Raw genomic sequence first — 16,972 nt, 5'->3', positions numbered from 1 at the left:
CCAGCGGGAGCCGGACGCTTTCGGAAAACCCGCCCGGGCCCGGCCGCCGTCAGCTCGCCGGCACACCGGGGGCGACGGGCGCGGGAACGCCGCCGAGCTGGCTGGACAGGAGCTCGGCGTACAGGTCGTCGCTCCTCCTGAGCTCGTCGTGGGTGCCGGCGGCGCGGGCGACGCCCCGGTCGATGACGACGATGCGGTCGGCGTCCATGACCGTCGAGAGGCGGTGCGCCACCACGATGACGGTGACCGAGCGCGCGATGGTGCGTACGGTGTCGCGCAGGGCCGCCTCGTTGACGGCGTCGAGGTGCGAGGTGGCCTCGTCCAGCAGCAGCAGGCGCGGCCGGCGGAGCAGGGCGCGGGCGATGGCCAGGCGCTGCCGTTCCCCTCCCGACAGGGTGCCGCCGCGGTGCCCCACGGGCGTGTCGAGCCCGTCGGGCAGGCCCGCCACGAACCGGTCGAGCCGGGCCAGCCGCAGCACCTCGGCCAGCTCCGTGTCGGTGGCGCCGGGGACGGCGAAGGTCAGGTTGTCGCGGATGGTGCCGGCGAGCACGGGGGCGTCCTGCTCGACGTATCCGATCGCCTGGCGCAGCCGCGCGAGCGGCCAGTCCCTGATGTCGCGGTCTCCGACCAGGATGCGGCCGTCCTCGTACTCGTAGAAGCGCTCGATCAGGCCGAACACCGTGGACTTCCCCGCCCCCGAGGCTCCGGCCAGCGCGGTCACGGTTCCCGGCGCGGCGGTGAAGGTGAGGCCCCTGAGCACCGGGCGGGCGGCGTAGCCGAAGTGCACGAAGTCGAAGCGCACGCTCAGGGGTGAGCGGTCCGCCTGCGGCGGCGAGGGCTCGTACTCGTCCTCGGCGGGGTATTCCAGGGCCTCGGCGATCCGGGTGGCCCCGGCGCTCGCCGACTGGTACGCGGCGAGCGCCTGGATCACGTTCTGCATCGGCCCGATCAGGTAGAACACGTACAGCAGGAACGCCACCAGCACGCCGACCCCGATGGTCCCGGTCGCGACCCGGGCCGCGCCGGCCGTCAGCACCGTCAGGAGCGCGAGCTGGTAGGTCAGGCCGGTGACGTTCGCGGACACCACCTCCCACAGCGAGGCCCTGGTCCTGGCCCGGCGTACGGCCTCCGCCGCCGCGTGCAGGCGTGCCTCCTCCGTCCGCTCCGCGCCGAACGCCCGGATGGTGCGCAGGGCGCCCAGAGCCCGTTCCAGGTCGGCGGTGAGCGTGCCGACGGCCTCGGCCGTGGCCGTGCTCGCGCTTCTGATCCTGGGGGCGACCAGGCGGAAGGCCACGAACGCGACGACGACCACCGCCAGCGTCAGCCCCAGCAGGACCAGGTCCAGCAGGGCCATGAAGACGATCACCGTGACGATCACCGGGATGTGGACGCCCAGGCCGACGAGCACGTAGGTGGCCAGGTCGTCCGCGCTCGCGGCGTCGGCGGTGGCGCGGGCGAGCAGGTCGCCAGGCCGGAGCCGGTCGAACTCCGGGATGCCCAGCCGCACCAGGCGCGACGCGAGCCGCCGCCGGACGTCCCTGGTCAGGATGACGCCCGTGCGGTCGAGCAGGAACCAGCTGCCCGCGTTGAGCGCGACGTTGGCCACGACGAGCCCGCCGATCAGCAGCATGGGCCCGGACGCCCGGTCCCCGGCGGCGATCCGCCCGACGAGCTGCTGGATGGCGAGGGGCAGCGCGAGGACGCTCGCCGCCGACAGCGACGCCAGCACGAGGCCCAGGGCCAGCCGGGCGCGGTACGGCCGCGTCCAGCCCAGGAAGATCCGCCACACGGCCACCGGCCGGGCGGCCACCGCCTGTTGAGTCATCGATCCTTCTCTCCGCGATCTCGGACGGCCTCAGGGGAACGGGTGCGCTCCGGTGGTCTCGGGCGCGTCATGGGAACGGGTGCGGTTCGGTGTTGAGCTCGTCCTCGGTCAGGGGGCGCCGGGTGTGGCCGAGCAGGTAGGGCACCTCCAGCAGCCGGGGCAGCCCGCTGGTGCGCCGGTGGCGGTGCCCGAACGTCATCGGCAGCGTGCCGGGGATCAGCACCTTGACCGCGTGCAGGTCCATGGCGCGCAGTTCGTCCGGCGTCTGGTCGACGACCACGACGTCCAGCCCGGACCCGGTGTAGCGGCGGACGACGGCGCGCATCAGCTCCCCCAGGTCGCCGGACGCGAACTCCTCCGTGCCCGCGCCGACCTGGCCGGCCGTGCGGGAGGGCGTGCCCGCGGTGAGGAAGTCCAGCCGGGCCGCGGCGCGCGGATCGTGGAAGAGGAGCGGGTGGTCCTCCATCTCCTCGACGGCCGAGGAGTCCTCGGCCATGGCCGCCGCCCGGGCCCGCGCCTCGGGGGTGGCGCCGTACCGGATGCCGCTGGTGAGCATGTCGCCCAGCTCGGCCACCGCGCCCATGACCGCGCGGCGGCCGGACAGGTGGGCGCCCGCGGTGCAGAACGCGGCCGGCAGGCCGGTGCCCGGAGGGGCGGTGGCCAGGGCCCACACGGCGGGGATGCCGTGCTCGGTGGTGATGTCGAACAGGCGCAGGTCGTAGCCGGTCTCGGCGCGCAGGGCGGCGAGGTGCAGCTTGTCGCTCTCGTCGAGGATGGCCGGATCGATCTCCGGTACGGGCATGCGCGCGTACCAGGTGAGCAGGAACCCGTCGCGTTCGGCGATCTCCAGCATCCCGTACAGGACCGCCTCCTCCAGGCTGGAGCCGAGCGCGCACCCGTTGGAGATCTCGTAGACGAAGGGGCGGTTGTCCGGTCCGTGGGAGTGTGTCCCGTAGTAGGCGAGCGTCTCGGGCACCAGGATCGGCTCGCCGCGCAGGAACGACCAGCCCTGCACCCAGCGGTAGTCGCGGTCCGGGTCGAACGGCTCGTACCCGAAGCCGGGGTCCTCGTAGGCGTGCGGCGGGTGCAGGCCGAGAGTGCGCGGGTCCAGGGCGCGCTCCGCCAGGTCGTGGTAGGTGCCCACGTTCGGCGGGTGCAGCCGCCCCGGGGCGGCGGAGAACCGTTCCAGGGCCTCCAGCAGCGCGATCGTCCGGCTGACCCGGCGCTCGGGGGCGCGGCCGTAGCCGCCCGATCCCCTGGCCCATCGGTGCGACACCTCCGCCGAGCTGAGGATCGCCCCGCCGGAGGTGCGGTCGTGCAGCAGCCACACCACGCCGGTGCGTTCGTCGACGTAGGTCCCGGTCAGCGCGTCGAGCTCGGCGACGAGGTCGCGCCCCCGTACGGCGCCCTCGGCGTGGCTCGGGACCGGTCTGGGCGTCCCCAGCGCTGTCGGGGGCTCGTCGGTGACGCGCGGGCCGCAGACCTCGCAGAGCGGGTCGGGCAGCACCCGGTGGGGGGTGATCGAGAGGTCGTGCAGGTCCACGGTGAGCACCGTGCCGCGGGTTCGCGGCCGCTCGCCGGCGGCGTGGGAGCGCAGGTCGTCGGCCATCAGGGCGGCCGCCAGGCGGACCGCGCCCGCGGTCAGCAGGGGTGAGGGGCCGGCCAGCCGGGCGGCGTGGCGTTCGCGGACGGCCTCGTTGCGTTCGTGCATCGGGCCGGCCCAGGACTGGCGGTAGGCGGCGCAGGAGGCGCACCCCTGCTCGCCCGGGGTCTCCCAGGGGCCGATGACGATCGTGTCCAGCTCGGTGCGGGCCGGGAGCACGGGGCCGGTGAGCCGGGCGCGCAGGCCCGCCGTGACGGCCTCGGCCCAGCCGTCGGTGGCGGCAACGGTCGGCGCCGGGGGGAGGTGGCCGTCCAGGAGGGGAACGGGTCGTACCCCGAGCCGCTCTGCCACGGCGCCGGCGATCCGCCCGCCCGCCAGCACGGTCACGGGGTGCTCAGCCATTCGGTGCCTTCTTTCCTGAGTCGTTCGGACCGTTGCGGTGACCGTCGTTCGGGCCGGGTGGTCAGCGGGGGTCGGTGATCACCACTCGCAGGCTCAGCGGGGCGATCGCCGCCACGGCGGAGTCGTGGTCGAGAGGGAGGACGACGGCGCGGCGGCCGACGACGGCCAGGGCCGCCGCCACCTTGTCCGGGTCGATGGACTGCCCGGGATCGAGCCGCATCATCGACCCCGCGAGCGTGGCAGGCCGAGGGGCGGCGTGCGGGCGCGGGCGTCCCGCGTGGATCCGCGTCTGGACGTCGAAGAGCGTGTCGAGGAGCCCTCTGGTCCAGGCCGAGGAGGCGGTTCCGGCGGTCCTGGCCACCTCCGCCCCGCCGTGGTGGAACGACAGCACGGTGACGCCGAAGCGGCCGCCGTGGTCACGGACCTCGGGCAGCTCGCCGAGCTCGGCCAGCAGGGCGAAGCACCGCCGTCCCGTCGCGTCCAGCTCGGCCGGGTCGATCGTGACGGGACGCCCCGCGCGGTTCTCGATCAGCTCGGCGTCGCACGTCCAGTGGGTGCACAGTCCGCGCGCCACGGCCTCGTCCCAGCTCGCGCCGTAACCCTCGCCCCGGCCCGGCACGTGGGCGCCCGCTTCGGTGGCCAGACGGGGGAAGGCCTGATCTGCGGGCAGCCGTACGGTCGCGGCGGCGGCCAGGTCGTACGCGAGCGCGAACCCGCTGCGGACACCGGCGGCCAGGACGGCGTGGAGGGCGGCGGGTCCGGCGTCCTCGGGGGCCAGCGGGGCGCCGCCGGAGTCCACCAGACGCCGTGGATCCACCGTGGCGGCGGCGTAGCGGGCCAGCGCCGCGCGGGCCGCCTCGATCCTGGTGTCCGCGTAGTCGAAGCCCACCGCGCGCACGACGGCGGCCTGGGTGTCGCCATTCGTCTCGATGCCGGATGCGTGTCCTGGCAGGAGCCCGGATGTGAGCCCGGACCCACCGGACCCAGACGTGAGCCCGGACCCGGATGCGAGCGCGTCGCCGGCCTCGGCTTCGGAGACGTGCAGCGGGCTTTGCGCGGCGGAGTCGTCGGGGAGGTAGTGGAACGGGCCGAAGAGCTCGTCGGCGGCCCTGACCGCCGCGTCCGAGAACGCCTGCCCGTCTTCGGCGGGCCGGGATCGGAGGTGCTCCACCCGGCTCAGCACCGCCTCGGGGGTGGACGCCGCCGCCGGCAGCTCGTACGGGTGCGGCGGGCAGTGGTGCCTGGAGGTGAGCAGATCCGGGCCGATGCGGGTCAGCTTGCCGGCGTGGCGTGGGTCCGCCGTGCCGGTCGCCCAGCGCAGCACCGCCCGTCCCACCTGCGCGGCGGCGGCCTCTACGTGCAGGCCGGTGATCGGTTCCGGGGCGCGTGGCTCCCGGCGGAGGCGGGCACGCAGCGATCCCGGCCGTGCCGTGGCGAGGGGATCCTCCTTGGCCGCCCGGACGGGGACGTACCAGATGTCCGTTCCGTCGCGCATGACGTAGCCGACGGCGAGCCCGTCCCGCTCGGCACGGTCCACGGCTCTGTCCCTGGGTTGCTCCCCGACCCGATCCCCTGTCTGCTTTCTGGGCTGCTCCCCGACCTGCTCCCTGGGCTGCTCCTCAATCCCCTCCGCGAGCTGCTCCCCTGAATGTGAGCGCCCCTTCGCGGAGGCCGGGTCGAGCGCGGAGGTCAGCAGGAGCACGTCCAAGCTCCACAGGTCCTCCTCGCCCAGCTCGCCCGCGCCGCACACCCGGACGTGCGCCGCCCCGGACGCGCGCAGGAAGGCGGCGACCGCCTCCGGCAGCGGGTCGTCCGCCGGGCCGTCGTGTGCGACGGCGACCTTGAGCTCGCGGAAGCGGGCGAACGCCGCCCGCGCCCCGTGGACGTGGGCCGCGACGAACGCGACTTCCGGCGCGAATCCACCACCCGGCGCCGCGTCGCCGCCATCGAGCCAGGGCCCTGCAACCGGTGCTTCGTCGCGACCGCCGGATGCGGGCCTTTCGGCCGATTCCTCGTCGCCGTCGTCGGGTGCGGGCCCTGCGGGGATCTCGCGGACGACGCCGGCCTCGCACAGCCGGGTCAGGATCGATCTGGCCAGCTCCGCGTGGGCGGCCGGCAGTCCTGCCGTGATCTCGTCCAGGCCGGACCGTCCGTCCAGGTGCGGCACGAGAGCCTCGACCCAGCGGGCGATGGACGTCCCGGTGAGGGTGATCGGCCCGGCCGGGGTGAGGATGTGCAGCCCGTTCTCGATCGGGGCCATGTACGCGTGGTCGACCAGACGCAGCCTCATACGTCCCTTCCCGTTTGGTGCTCTGCGGCGAAGGTGCCGAGCATGAACTCGCCGACCACGTCCTCGCTGAGGGGGTCGGCTCCTGAGATGCGCTGGAAGGCGCGTGGTGCGCTGGTCCCCAGGGCGCACCCGCCGAGCCCCATGGCGGTGGCGACGAGGTACATGGTCTGCATCAGGACGCCGAGGTTCTTCAGGACCAGCGCGTACGCCAGCCCCTCGTACACCCACATGAGCCGCTCGAACCGGGCGGTCACCAGCAGCAGCACCTGTGGTCGCGCCCGAGCGCCGGACATGGACCGCGCCGCCTCCAGCAGAGTCCGCTCCGCGCCGGCCCGCCGGGCCAGTGGCTCCAGCCGGTGACCGTAGCCGTCGTAGTGATAGGTGCCCGGCTCCAGCCCGTCCACCTGGTGCGCCACGACGTACAGCTCCAGCTCGTGGACGCCGCCACCGCCGGGATAGGCACGGCGCGGCCGGTCGCCGTACGGTGTCGGGCGGTCGGAGGTCGCGGCGCAGCGGTGGAGGAACTCGGCGAGCTGGCCGACCGTGATCGGCCGGTCGGTGTCGTGGTCGCGTACGGACCGGCGTGCCCGCAGCACCTCGGTCAGCTTCAGGTCCGTGGCGAGGACCCGTTCGAGGTCGGGACGGGGCAGGTCCACGGCGGGCCCGGCGGCGGGCTCTGTGACGGACTCTGAGGCGGACCCGGCAGCGGACGCGGTGGCGAGTCCTGCCGCGAGCCCTGGGGCGAACCCGGCAGCTGGCCCGGCGGCAAGTCCTGTGGCGGACCTTGCGGCGGGCGCTGTGGTAGGCGGCCGGTGGGCCGGGTCGGTGACGTGCTCCAGCCCCCAGTACGTGGCACCGAACCCACCGGCCACCCCCACCGCACCGTCGATGCCCCGGCTGCTCCGGTGGAACGCCAGGTCGATCGCGGACCACTGCCGGACGCGGAACTCCGTGTCCTCCTCCCCCGTCACGGCGAGGCCGGACCACAGCAGGTCACGCCGGAGCAGGGACGCCGCCCGCGCGCCGATCCCGGGATGTTGGACGCGGGCGCCGGGATCGGCGAGGACGGCCAGCGCGCCGGGAGCGTGGACGGTGATGGAGGCCCAGGCCCGGGGCGACGTGGCGTACAGGCCGCCACCCGGGGCCGCCGCAATGGTGGTGAAGCGTGACAACCGGACCCCGGCAGGCGGATCGGCGGCGTTCGCTGGGGCCGCGGAGTCCGCAGGGTGGTTCTCGTCCAGGCGAGCATCATCGTGCGGGTAGACGTCGCCGTCCGGACATAAGTGCGGCTCCAGGGTGTAGACGGGTGTGTCCCCGTCGTGGACGGTGTCGACGAGCCAGCCGTCCCGGCGCAGCCCCGACAACAACATTCGGGCGCGCGGCGGAAACTCCTCGGCCCGATGCTCCCCCGAGGCGAGCGCCCGGACCACGGCCAGGTCCTCGCCGCCGATCGGCCGTACGTCCGGGTAGCCCACCAGGTGCACGCCGTCCTGCCCGCGACCGGCCGACACCCCGGCGCGCAGCCGCAGGGTCTCGTACACCTCCCCCGTGCCGTTCAGCGCGCTCACCCCGCGTCTCCGGCCGCCGCGGCGAAGTCGCGCAGCACGTCGGTGGCCTGTCTGCCGGTGCGCCGTTCCACCGTGGCGGCGATCAGGTAGCAGAGGAAGTAGCGTTGCAACGGGGTCACTCCCAGGCGGGTGAACTGCAGGTACATCAGGTTCAACACGAGCCGGAAGAGCGCGAACCAGGTGGACGGGAGCACCTCGGCGAGCCACCGCTCGTTCTCGGCGAGGGCCCGGTGGAACGGGCTCAGCTCCCGATAGGCCTCCCGCACCAGGGCCGGGTCGGCGTCTTCTTCTCCCAGCGGAAGCAGCCCGCGTTCGCGCAGGTCGAGCCCGCGTGCCCGGCTCTCCAGCAAGGCGCCGACCAGGCTTCGCGTGGCGCCGTCCACGGCCCCGGAGCCGGGGTCGAGCAGGGCGTCCAGGCGGGCGCCGAGCGCGCCGGCCCGGTCCTGGAAGCGCGCCTCCCACTCGGTCCGCCGCGCGGCGCCGCCGGTCCCCTGGGCGAGGAAGGCGTCGGCGTGCGAGCGGAAGCTGAGGTAGCCGGCTTCGATGCCGTCGTCGTGGAACTCGTCGGCCACGACGACCATCGCGTCGAACGCCGCCGCGAGCGCGTCCCGCCCCCGCGCCATCCCGTCCAGGACGGCGAAGGCGTGCTCGTTGGCGGCGCCCATGAAGTCCGCGTACAGCGCCGCTGCCTCGGGCGTGCCGTGGACAGCCGTACGGGCGTCGTACGGTTCGGCGTGCCAGGAGTTGTCGTCGTACCAGGGAGTCAGCGGGCCGGGCTCGGCCTCGGCCTCCGCCAGCCGGCGGTGCAGCGGCAACATCGCGGCCGCGTCGTGAGCCGTGACCGGCAGCCGCGCCAGGTACGGGCCGATCCGCGCCGCGACCATCGGCAGCACCTCCGCGCGGAAGGCCGCCCCGTCGGCCTCGACGTTCAGGCGGATGTGCGGGCCCTGGCGCCAGTGCCGGGCGAACCATGACCGATGACCCTGCTCCGACAGATCGGCCATGACGGGACGTACGACGTCCAGCAGCAGCCGGTCGGTGGCGTCGCCGTAGTGGTGGACGTGCACGCTGTGCCAGCCGGTTGTCATGCGAGGGCCTCCTCCCTGGCGAGTTCGGCGAACGTCCTGGCGGCCCAGTCGCGAAGGTGGAGCTCCTCGTCCAGGCTCACGCCGAGCCGGTTGCAGGTCAGGTGGGCGCACATGTCCAGAACGAGCCCGGCTTCGGCCTCCTCGATCCGGCCGGCCAGCGTGGAGGCGGAGGCCGCGAGGGCGCCGGCGAACCCGGACGGCTCCCCCGGCGGGTTCGCGGCCAGCGCCCGCGTCCGTTCGGCGATGGCGCGCAGGGCGGGACGGCGGCGCTCGTACTCGGCCTGCCCGCCGGGCGGCCACGGGGGCGCTTCCTGCTCCGGCCGGCCGGTGCCGCGCGAGGCGATCCACCGGTTCAGGGCGAGCACGGCGAACGCGGCCGTGGTGCGCCGGTCACCGGTGGGGCCCGTCGCCAGCAGCCGGCGGACCGCCGCGCTGCACCGGACGAAGTGGTCCTCGACGGCGTGCAGGGCCGCGCCCGTGCCGTATTTATCGGTTTCCGGACGGTACGGGATGAAGGCGAATGAGTTCGGGGCCCGGCGGTGACGCTCGTACGATCGCAGCCGCTCCAGCGCCGCCATCGAGGGCGCGTAGCGGTCGTAGTCCTCCTGGGTCACCCGGACGGGTGCGGGCAGGCGGTTGAGCGAGTCCGCGATGGCGCCCGACAGGATCCGTCGTACGTCGTCCGCGCGTCCCGACCCGGCCAGGACCCGGACCCGCAGGTGCGGCCCGCCCTCCCAGTACCGCAGGAAGAACAGGCCCCGGCCGGCCGCGGCGTGGTCGAGCCGGCTCTGTACGGTGGCCAGCAGGTCGGTGATGACGAGGTCGAGGTCGCCGTCGTAGAAGACGTGGGCGCTGACCCACGACCGCGCGCCGGCCATCCGCAACACCCGCTTCCTGGCTCGCCCCGGCCACCGCCACCGGCGAACGGGCCGGTCGTCACGGATGACTGGACTGCCGGGAGCGTAACCAGCGCCGGAATATCTTCGGCACACGCTCCGTATACGCGCCTGGTCAGCCCCGGGCCGCCTCATCGCGGGTCTCGGCACGGCGAAAGGGGCACCTCCGCCGGCCGGCCCTCGCTGGCCGGCCCTCGCCGACCGGCCCTCGTTGCCGGCCCTCGTTGCCGGCTTTCAGGCGGACGCGCCGACGGCCGAAGCCGTCGTCGCAGGTGAGCGGCGTAAGCTGATCGGTGAGGGCGTACGCGTCCGGGACGAAAAGGTCCCATGCGGGCGGCGCTCGCACACCGTCATCTGCGATCAGGAGGAACGGTGCCAAAGATACTCGTGCACGGAAATCCCGAGACCACGTCGGTCTGGAGCGAGTTCCTCCCGGAGTTGCACAAGCGCGGCGTCGACGACGTCGTCCTGCTGTCGCCCCCTGGTTACGGCGCGCCGATTCCCGACGGATTCGGCTGCACCAGGCTCGAATATCGCGACTGGCTGATCGGCCGGATCGAGGCGATCGGCGCGCCGGTCGATCTCGTCGGGCACGACTGGGGCGCCTGTCACACGTACGCGGTGGCGGCCGAACGCCCTGACCTACTCAGGACCTGGGCGGCCGACTGCGGCGGCCTCCTTCACCCCAACTATGTGTGGCATTCGCAAGCCCTGACCCTGCAGACCCCGGAGGAGGGCGAGAAGCTGGTCGCCAAGATGCTCACCTGGACGGGCGCGGACTTCATCGCCACCCGCCGGATCCCGGAACGGTTCGGCCCGAGTGCCGCCGAGGGCTTCGACGAGGTGATGGGCGAGGCGATGTTGAAGCTCTACCGCTCGGCAGTGCAGCCGGCGCTGCGCGAACTCGGCGAACAGCTCGCCCGGGCGCCACGCCGGCCCGCGCTGATGTTCCACACCCCGGAGGATCCGTACACGAACCCCGAGGACACGTTCGAGATGGCCGAACGCGTCGGCGCCGACGTCGTCACCCTTCCCGGCGCCGCCCATTGGTGGATGTTCGAGACTCCCGGGGAGGCGGCCGACGCGCTCGTGTCCTTCTGGGCACGGGCGTGACGCATCGCACCGGCGCGGCCCCTCACGAGCGGCCACGTCAGCCGGGCCCTCGCTAGCGGGCCGCGTCGGCCGGGCCTTCGTGGATAGCCGGGCCGTCGTGAACGGCCAGGGCTGGAAGAACGGAGCGTGACCGAACGACGGAGCCTGCCGGTATCAGGGGTCGATCCTGATCAGGTCGGCGACCTCCTCGGGCAGGCCGGGTGAGGTCATGACGTGGCCCATTCCGGGCACGACGTGCAGCACCGCGCCCGGGATCGCGGCGGCCAGGGCCTCGCCGTGGGCGAGCGGGTGGACCGGATCCTGGTCGCCGTGCACGATCGAGGTCGGCGCGGTGATCGCCGGCAGCGGGGCGAGCAGGCCGGGGTCGTCCATCCACGCGGCCCGATGGTGGTTGGCCGCGGCCGCCGGGTCGACAGCTCGCGACAGCGCGAGCTCCAGCATCGTCCGGGCGGCCGGCTCGTCGAACGGCCGTACCGGCCCGTTGAAGATCCGGAACAGCGCCACGTCGGACTCCACGCTCGGCGGTAGCCCGGCGGCCAGGTGTGCGAGGAACTCCGGCGCCGGCGGCGGCAGATCGTCCGGGTCGGCCGGCTCCCCGGCCTGCGCCCGTGCCCACGCCGCACTCGGGTCGTGCCCCATCGGCGAGCTGGACATCACCGTCAGCGACCGGACCCGGTCCGGCGCGTGCACCCCCAGCCACTGCGCGATCATGCCGCCCAACGAGGCCCCGGCCACATGAGCGGAGCTCAGCTCATAGCCGTCCAGCACGGCCAGGCAGTCGCGGGCCATGTCTCCGATCGTGTACGGATGAGCGTCGAAGTCGACGACACTGGACCGGCCGGTGTCCCGATGATCGAACCGGATCACCTGGACCCCGCGCTCAACCAGCCGGCCGACGAGCGCGTCGGGGCAACTAACACCCTGAGCGGCCGACCCCATGATCATCAACACGGCGGGACGTCCGGGATCTCCGACCCGTTCCGTCCAGATCCGCAGCGGCCCGGAGTCCACGAATCGCTCATGCGTCTCCAACATGGAGGCACGGTAGCCGCTATCCACCGCTAAATGCTGATATTTATCGACGGCCCGGCCACCTGCCGATCTCCATGCCTGCCGATCGACGGTCCAGCCGCCTACCGATCTCCATGCGCCGCCAATCGACGGCCTGACCGCCGGCCGATCTCGTGCCCCGCCACCGGCGGCCCGGCCCCGCAGTGACCTCGACGCTTCACGCCAGGACCAGCCACCTCCGGCCGTCGAGCAGCTCGCGGGCCGCGTCGAGGTGACCGGCATGACAGGCGGTCTCGGTGATGACGTGCAGCATGACCTCCCGCACCGTGTGCAGCCGCCACTCGCCGAACCGGTCGGGCCACCAGGCGGGCGCCGCGTCGAGCGGGGTGGCGGCGATGACGGCGTCGGCGGCCTCGATCTGGCGCCGGTAGTCGTCCAGGATCGACGCGGCGGACTCCTCCGGGCCGACCTGCCAGGAGTCACCTGCCCGGTCCAGGTCGTCGATCACCTCCTGGTCACCGGCGACCACGGCGCGGAACCAGTTCCGCTCGACGTCCAGGGCGAGATGCCGTACCAGACCCAGGCAGCTCCAGCCGGACGGCAGCACGGGACGCCGCAGATCCGCCTCACTCAGACCCTCCAGGATGCCCAGGACGTGTCGCCGCTGGTTGCCCTGGAAGGCGAGCAACGTCTCGGCCTCAGCACTGATCATGATCCCGGCTCCTGTCGTGTGGTCTCAGTGGCGCTGTCCGTCGGCGCCTGCCGTTCGTTGTCGGCGTCGCAACCCAGCCGCGCCTGACGTTCCGTCCCGGCGGCGGCGTCCAGCGACGCCTGACGTTCCGTCTCAGCGGCAGGGTCCGGCGACGCCTGGCGTTCCGTCTCGGCGGCGCGGTCCAGAGGCGCCTGGCGTTCGATGCCGGTGTCGCAGTCCAGCGGTGCCGGACGTTCGGTCTCGGCCGCGCGGTCCAGCAGGGCGCGGCGTTCGGATTCGGTGTGAGCGGCGGTCGCCGCCTGGCGGAACAGGGCGGCGGCACGGTCCCGGTCACCCTGGCGGGCGGTCAGGTCGGCCTCGGCGGCGAGGGCGAGCGGGTGGCCGTCCAGCGCGCCGCCCTCCTGTGCCCGGCCCAGCAGCGCCAGCCCCGCCCCCGGCCCGTACGCGTAACCGTGGGCCACCGCGCGGTTCAGTTCGACCACGGGCGTGGACCGGATCCCGGCCAGCGCGTCGTAGCAGCGGGCGATCTCGGCCCAGTCCGTGTCGGGCACCGACGGGGCGACGGCGTGGCAGGCGGCGATGCGGGCCTGCAGCGCATACGGGCTGTCCCGCTCCGCCTCGGCCAGCGCCTCCAGCCCCTCGGCGATGGCCACGGTGTCCCAGCGGGACCGGTCCTGCCGGTCGAGAGGCAGCAGGTTGCCCTCGGCGTCCTGCCGGGCCGCACGCCGCGAATGTTGCAGCAGGAACAGCGCCAGCAGCGCCGACACCTCGCCCTGCCCAGGCATCAGCCGGCGCAGCAGCCTGGCCAGCCGGATCGCCTCCTCGGCGAACGCGGGCCGCCCGTCGGCGTTGTACCCCTGCGTGAACAGCAGATACAGCACCGCCAGCACGCCCGGCAGCCGCTCGGCCAGCGCCGGCCCGGCCGGCACCCGGTACGGGATCCCCGCGTCCGCGATCTTGCGCTTGGCCCTGGTCAGGCGGCGGGTCATCGTCGGCTCGGTGACCAGGAACGCCCGCGCGATGTCCGCGGCGGGCACCCCGCAGATCGTCCGCAACGTCAGCGCCACGCGCGACTCCAGCGCCAGCGCCGGATGACAGCACGTGAACACGAGCCGCAGCCGATCGTCCACGACCTCCCCCTCCCCCACGGTGTCGTCCACTTGGGTCAGCGCGAGCGCCCCCGCCTCCGCGAGCTTGCGGCGCTCGACGGAGGCGCGGCGCAGCGCGTCGATCGCCCGGTTGCGGGCCACTGTCATCAGCCAGCCGCCCGGATTGCCCGGCTCGCCCTCCAGCGGCCACCGCTGCACGGCCGCCGCCAGCGCTTCCTGCGCGCAGTCCTCGGCCAGCGTCCAGTCACCGGTGACGCGGATCAGCGTGGCGACCATCCGCGGGTAGGCGTCGGCCGCCAGCGTCTCCAGGGACGTGCTCACTGCCCGTCGCCGACGAGCGGGCGCAGCTCCAGCCGCCCCTGCCGGGCCATCGGATGCGTACGGGCGACCTCGATCGCCTCGTCCAGGTCGGCGCATTCGAGCAGATCGAAGCCCACGATCACCTCCTTGGTCTCGGCGAACGGGCCGTCGGTGAGGATCAGCTCACCCTCCCGGACCCGAACCGTGGTCGCGGAGGACTCCGGCGCGAGCTGCGACCCGCGCAACCGCCGGCCGCGGCTGTCGTTCTCGGTCACCCATGCCTCGATGTCGGGCAGGTTCCGGTGGTCGGTGTCGGGCTCGGGGTCGCTGCAGACGAACATCAGGTACTGCATGTCGCGCTCCTCAGGTGTGTGGCGATTCACCCTAGTGACGAACGGCGACCACCCGACCGGACACCCGCGGCAGCAAAACTTCCAGAAAAATCCGCGCCGATCACGGATCGTCGCAGGTGGCTCCGGCACCGAGACGACACCGGCGGCCCGGATCCTCGCGGCCGGCTGCTCACTAGGCGAAGGGGTGCGGCACCTGATGCAGTTCGGAGGCGTCCAGGTCGGTGGTCCGCCATCCGGCGCGCCGGAACGCGTTACGGGTCCGGGGCATGCGCAGTGCGCGCTGCAGCGACCAGCCGAAATCGATGGGCAGGAGCCCCGGTGCGATCACGCGGACCGTGCGCAGGCCCAGCAGCTCCTGTTCCGGCGCCGTCTGATTGACGACCAGGACGTCCAGACCGGCCTCGATCAACCGATCGCGGCAGTACGACAGGTCCGTCAGCAGGTCCGCGCTCCTGGGCCGAGTCCGCTGCCACCCCTGGTACAGCTCGCCCATGGGGGTCAGCCGGCTGTTCGACAGCAGGAAGTCGGCATGATGCCTCATGGCCGGCGCCGCGAACAGCGCCGGATGGTCGATCAGCGTGCGGACCCTGCCGAAGTCCTCGGTCATCGCCCGGACCTCGTCCGGGCGTCTGGTGAACTGCTCGGGCATGGTCGGCGCGAAGGAGGCGACCTCTGACAGCGCGGACGCGACGGCCTGCTCCGGATCCAAGGACGCGCCGGACGTAAAGGTCAGTATGCCGGGACCGCCGTCCCGGCGGACCGCCACCGCGAGCACGGCGGGCACCGGCAGATCGATTCTCATGTCGAAGAGGCGCACGTCGTAGCCGCAGAGCCGTAGCCGGTCGATCAGGAAACGGGATTCGTCGCGGCACGTGGCCGGATCGATTTCGGGCAGCGCTGCCTTGCCGTACCACGCGAGCAGGAAGGAATCACGCTCGATCAGTTCCAGCATTCCGTGCAGAATCGCCTCTTCGACACTCGCGCCGCTCGCACAGCCGCTGGAGCACTCCATCACGAAGTTGTCGGTGCGATCCGCCCCGCCGTAGAAGACGGTGCGCCGCGGCACCAGAATCGCCCGCCGGTCACGCAGCGAATAACCCCACACCCAGGGAATCGGCCGATCAGGGTCGAATCTCGAATACGCCCCCGATTCGTAGACCTCGTCCGCGTAGACGCCGCATTCCCGGGGGTCGAGGGCCTGCGCGGACAATGCGTGGAAGCTGCCCACCGTGACTTCGGTCCATCGCCGTTGTTCGAGTCCGGCATAACGTTCGAGCGCTTCGAACAGCCCGCTGGTCTCACTGGTCGCGAACGTATTGGTCTGGCCGCTCCATTGGATCTCCTGCGGAGCGACGCCGTCGTGAAAGTGGAACATGCCGAAACTCGGCGACGTGGTGGGAGAAAGGTCGTCGCGGTGCGCGTAGCGGCCGACCACGCCGCAGATCGGATTCGTCAGTGCCGAGACCGGCAGGTCGTGGTCACGCAGGTGAAACTGCCGGTAGCGATCAGGCGCCGATTTCACGATCGGACGCAGGTCGAGGACGGCGCCGGCCGCGGTGTCCGGTTCACCCGGCAGGCATACGGGGCAGGCGGCGTCCATCAGCAGGTCGTAGCGGGACACCCGCAGGGTCCGCAGATTGAGTTCGTAGACCGGGGCGATTCCGGCGCGATGACGTCGGCCGTCCGTCGCGCTGGTCCGCAGCAGGTTCCACAATCGCCAGATCGCTTCAAGGGCGAAGGGCGTCAAGTACGGCGACGACGCCGGCGACCGCACCTGCCGCCCGCGTTCGATCGCATCACGTTCCGGTGCGGCACGCAGGCGTTGCCACCGCAGGGCCAGACATCGCCCGCACGGGGCCGGGCCGCTCTGTCCGGCGACCACCGGTCCGAGGACGGCCGAGCCCGCGGCGAAAAAGATCGGCACGAGCCCACTGCTCTTCTCCGCTTCGGGCAGGTGCAGCGCGTCGCGCAGCCCGAGCACCGCCACGTCGGGCAGGTCTTCCTGCTCCAGCCGCGCATCCAGGTAGCGCAGGAGCTGCTCCGGCGCCGATGCGCTGGTCTCCGTGTCCTGCTCCGCCGCTGCTGCCACCTGCTCCAGCCTTTCGCGCGAGATGAACGAACACTTTCGCGTACGCCGCCACCGGCGCCCCGATCGAGCGGAGTCGGCTGCCCGCGGAGCCCGCGAGCAGCCGACGGCGTCAGCGGGAGATCAACGGCCGAGCCGAGATCGGTGACGTCACGCTGATCCCGCGGCGCAGGCAGCTCTGCCGCGGATCCCTAGCACTCTCCGCTCTGGGTCCCGCTGCTGCAGCTCGTACTCGTGGTGCTGGTGGAACCGCAGCAGCTCGTGGCGGCCGCGACGGGGGACAGATGGATGTCGACTTCGGTGTAGTCGGAGACCTCGAACGTCTCCGACCCCAGCTGCTCCAGCTCCTGGAACAGATCCGACAGTGGCTTTTCGACGATGGTCCGCACAGCGCGTTTCCTTTCATTCGCACGATCGGGCCGAACAGGCGCAGTATCGCAACGACCCCCTTTCACACCGCTGCCACCTGCGACAACAGCCGAAAGAGAAGCGAAAGAACCTACGGCCATACTCCTGAGACGTAACGCGCAGCGCCGGTCGGAGAGGGCGCGTGGAGGTCGGCCACCCACGGCCACCCACGGTCTCTTGCCTGTTCATCACCACAACGCACATGGCG

The 16,972-nt window shown here is 72.8% G+C and carries 13 protein-coding genes; 1 reads left to right on the top strand and 12 read right to left on the bottom strand.

Annotation, left to right across the window (positions count from 1 at the left end; translation table 11 throughout):
* Positions 1 to 49 precede the first annotated feature (49 nt).
* The 6 genes from AB0C27_RS42765 to AB0C27_RS42740 form a co-directional block, all read right to left on the bottom strand.
* Complete coding sequence (locus AB0C27_RS42765) at positions 50 to 1,825, bottom strand: ABC transporter ATP-binding protein (protein WP_357857283.1); 1,776 nt, start codon at positions 1,823 to 1,825, stop codon at positions 50 to 52.
* 67 nt (positions 1,826 to 1,892) lie between these two features.
* Complete coding sequence (locus tag AB0C27_RS42760; protein WP_357857280.1) at positions 1,893 to 3,830, bottom strand: TOMM precursor leader peptide-binding protein; 1,938 nt, start codon at positions 3,828 to 3,830, stop codon at positions 1,893 to 1,895.
* 61 nt (positions 3,831 to 3,891) lie between these two features.
* The gene (locus tag AB0C27_RS42755; protein ID WP_357857277.1) at positions 3,892 to 6,120 is read right to left on the bottom strand and encodes a hypothetical protein; all 2,229 of its coding nucleotides are present in this window, start codon (positions 6,118 to 6,120) and stop codon (positions 3,892 to 3,894) included.
* Positions 6,117 to 7,688: a SagB family peptide dehydrogenase gene (locus AB0C27_RS42750; RefSeq protein WP_357857274.1), complete on the bottom strand. Its 1,572-nt coding sequence runs from the start codon at positions 7,686 to 7,688 to the stop codon at positions 6,117 to 6,119. The genes AB0C27_RS42755 and AB0C27_RS42750 overlap by 4 nt, the downstream gene beginning before the upstream one ends.
* On the bottom strand, positions 7,685 to 8,776 hold the full coding sequence (locus tag AB0C27_RS42745) for a thiopeptide maturation pyridine synthase (protein ID WP_357857271.1): 1,092 nt from the start codon (positions 8,774 to 8,776) through the stop codon (positions 7,685 to 7,687). Before AB0C27_RS42745 ends, AB0C27_RS42750 begins: the two co-directional genes overlap by 4 nt.
* Positions 8,773 to 9,654, bottom strand: a complete 882-nt coding sequence (locus AB0C27_RS42740; protein ID WP_357857268.1) for a lantibiotic dehydratase C-terminal domain-containing protein — start codon at positions 9,652 to 9,654, stop codon at positions 8,773 to 8,775. The genes AB0C27_RS42745 and AB0C27_RS42740 overlap by 4 nt, the downstream gene beginning before the upstream one ends.
* A gap of 390 nt (positions 9,655 to 10,044) precedes the next feature.
* Here AB0C27_RS42740 and AB0C27_RS42735 point away from each other — a divergent pair, with 390 nt between their 5' ends.
* Positions 10,045 to 10,785 (top strand): alpha/beta hydrolase, encoded by a 741-nt coding sequence (locus AB0C27_RS42735; RefSeq protein ID WP_357857265.1) that lies wholly within the window; start codon positions 10,045 to 10,047, stop codon positions 10,783 to 10,785.
* Positions 10,786 to 10,938: 153 nt separating this feature from the next.
* Here the strand turns inward: AB0C27_RS42735 and AB0C27_RS42730 are convergent, their stop codons facing one another.
* The 6 genes from AB0C27_RS42730 to AB0C27_RS42705 all read right to left on the bottom strand — a co-directional run bounded on the left by AB0C27_RS42730 (position 10,939) and on the right by AB0C27_RS42705 (position 16,745).
* A complete protein-coding gene (locus tag AB0C27_RS42730; RefSeq protein WP_357857262.1) occupies positions 10,939 to 11,820 on the bottom strand; it encodes an alpha/beta fold hydrolase in 882 nt (293 codons plus the stop codon).
* 193 nt (positions 11,821 to 12,013) lie between these two features.
* Positions 12,014 to 12,508, bottom strand: a complete 495-nt coding sequence (locus tag AB0C27_RS42725) for a DinB family protein (protein ID WP_357857259.1) — start codon at positions 12,506 to 12,508, stop codon at positions 12,014 to 12,016.
* Positions 12,505 to 13,938: a sigma-70 family RNA polymerase sigma factor gene (locus AB0C27_RS42720; protein ID WP_357857256.1), complete on the bottom strand. Its 1,434-nt coding sequence runs from the start codon at positions 13,936 to 13,938 to the stop codon at positions 12,505 to 12,507. The genes AB0C27_RS42725 and AB0C27_RS42720 overlap by 4 nt, the downstream gene beginning before the upstream one ends.
* The gene (locus tag AB0C27_RS42715) at positions 13,935 to 14,270 is read right to left on the bottom strand and encodes a YciI family protein (protein ID WP_357857253.1); all 336 of its coding nucleotides are present in this window, start codon (positions 14,268 to 14,270) and stop codon (positions 13,935 to 13,937) included. Before AB0C27_RS42715 ends, AB0C27_RS42720 begins: the two co-directional genes overlap by 4 nt.
* A gap of 172 nt (positions 14,271 to 14,442) precedes the next feature.
* Positions 14,443 to 16,359 carry a TOMM precursor leader peptide-binding protein gene (locus AB0C27_RS42710; RefSeq protein WP_357857250.1) on the bottom strand — a complete coding sequence of 639 codons (1,917 nt, stop codon included), beginning with the start codon at positions 16,357 to 16,359 and terminating at the stop codon, positions 14,443 to 14,445.
* A 188-nt stretch (positions 16,360 to 16,547) separates the two neighbouring features.
* Complete coding sequence (locus AB0C27_RS42705) at positions 16,548 to 16,745, bottom strand: thiazolylpeptide-type bacteriocin (RefSeq protein WP_245956185.1); 198 nt, start codon at positions 16,743 to 16,745, stop codon at positions 16,548 to 16,550.
* Between the last annotated feature and the right edge of the window lie 227 nt (positions 16,746 to 16,972).

Source organism: Nonomuraea sp. NPDC048882 (assembly GCF_040649755.1).
Lineage (GTDB): Bacteria > Actinomycetota > Actinomycetes > Streptosporangiales > Streptosporangiaceae > Nonomuraea > Nonomuraea maheshkhaliensis.
This window is presented reverse-complemented; position numbering and strand designations above follow the sequence as displayed.

Coding starts and splice junctions, on each gene's coding strand:
- AB0C27_RS42765 (WP_357857283.1), bottom strand. CDS start 1,825: ATGACTCAACAGGCGGTGGCCGCCCGGCCGGTGGCCGTGTGGCGGATC.
- AB0C27_RS42760 (WP_357857280.1), bottom strand. CDS start 3,830: ATGGCTGAGCACCCCGTGACCGTGCTGGCGGGCGGGCGGATCGCCGGC.
- AB0C27_RS42755 (WP_357857277.1), bottom strand. CDS start 6,120: ATGAGGCTGCGTCTGGTCGACCACGCGTACATGGCCCCGATCGAGAAC.
- AB0C27_RS42745 (WP_357857271.1), bottom strand. CDS start 8,776: ATGACAACCGGCTGGCACAGCGTGCACGTCCACCACTACGGCGACGCC.
- AB0C27_RS42740 (WP_357857268.1), bottom strand. CDS start 9,654: ATGGCCGGCGCGCGGTCGTGGGTCAGCGCCCACGTCTTCTACGACGGC.
- AB0C27_RS42730 (WP_357857262.1), bottom strand. CDS start 11,820: ATGTTGGAGACGCATGAGCGATTCGTGGACTCCGGGCCGCTGCGGATC.
- AB0C27_RS42725 (WP_357857259.1), bottom strand. CDS start 12,508: ATGATCAGTGCTGAGGCCGAGACGTTGCTCGCCTTCCAGGGCAACCAG.
- AB0C27_RS42715 (WP_357857253.1), bottom strand. CDS start 14,270: ATGCAGTACCTGATGTTCGTCTGCAGCGACCCCGAGCCCGACACCGAC.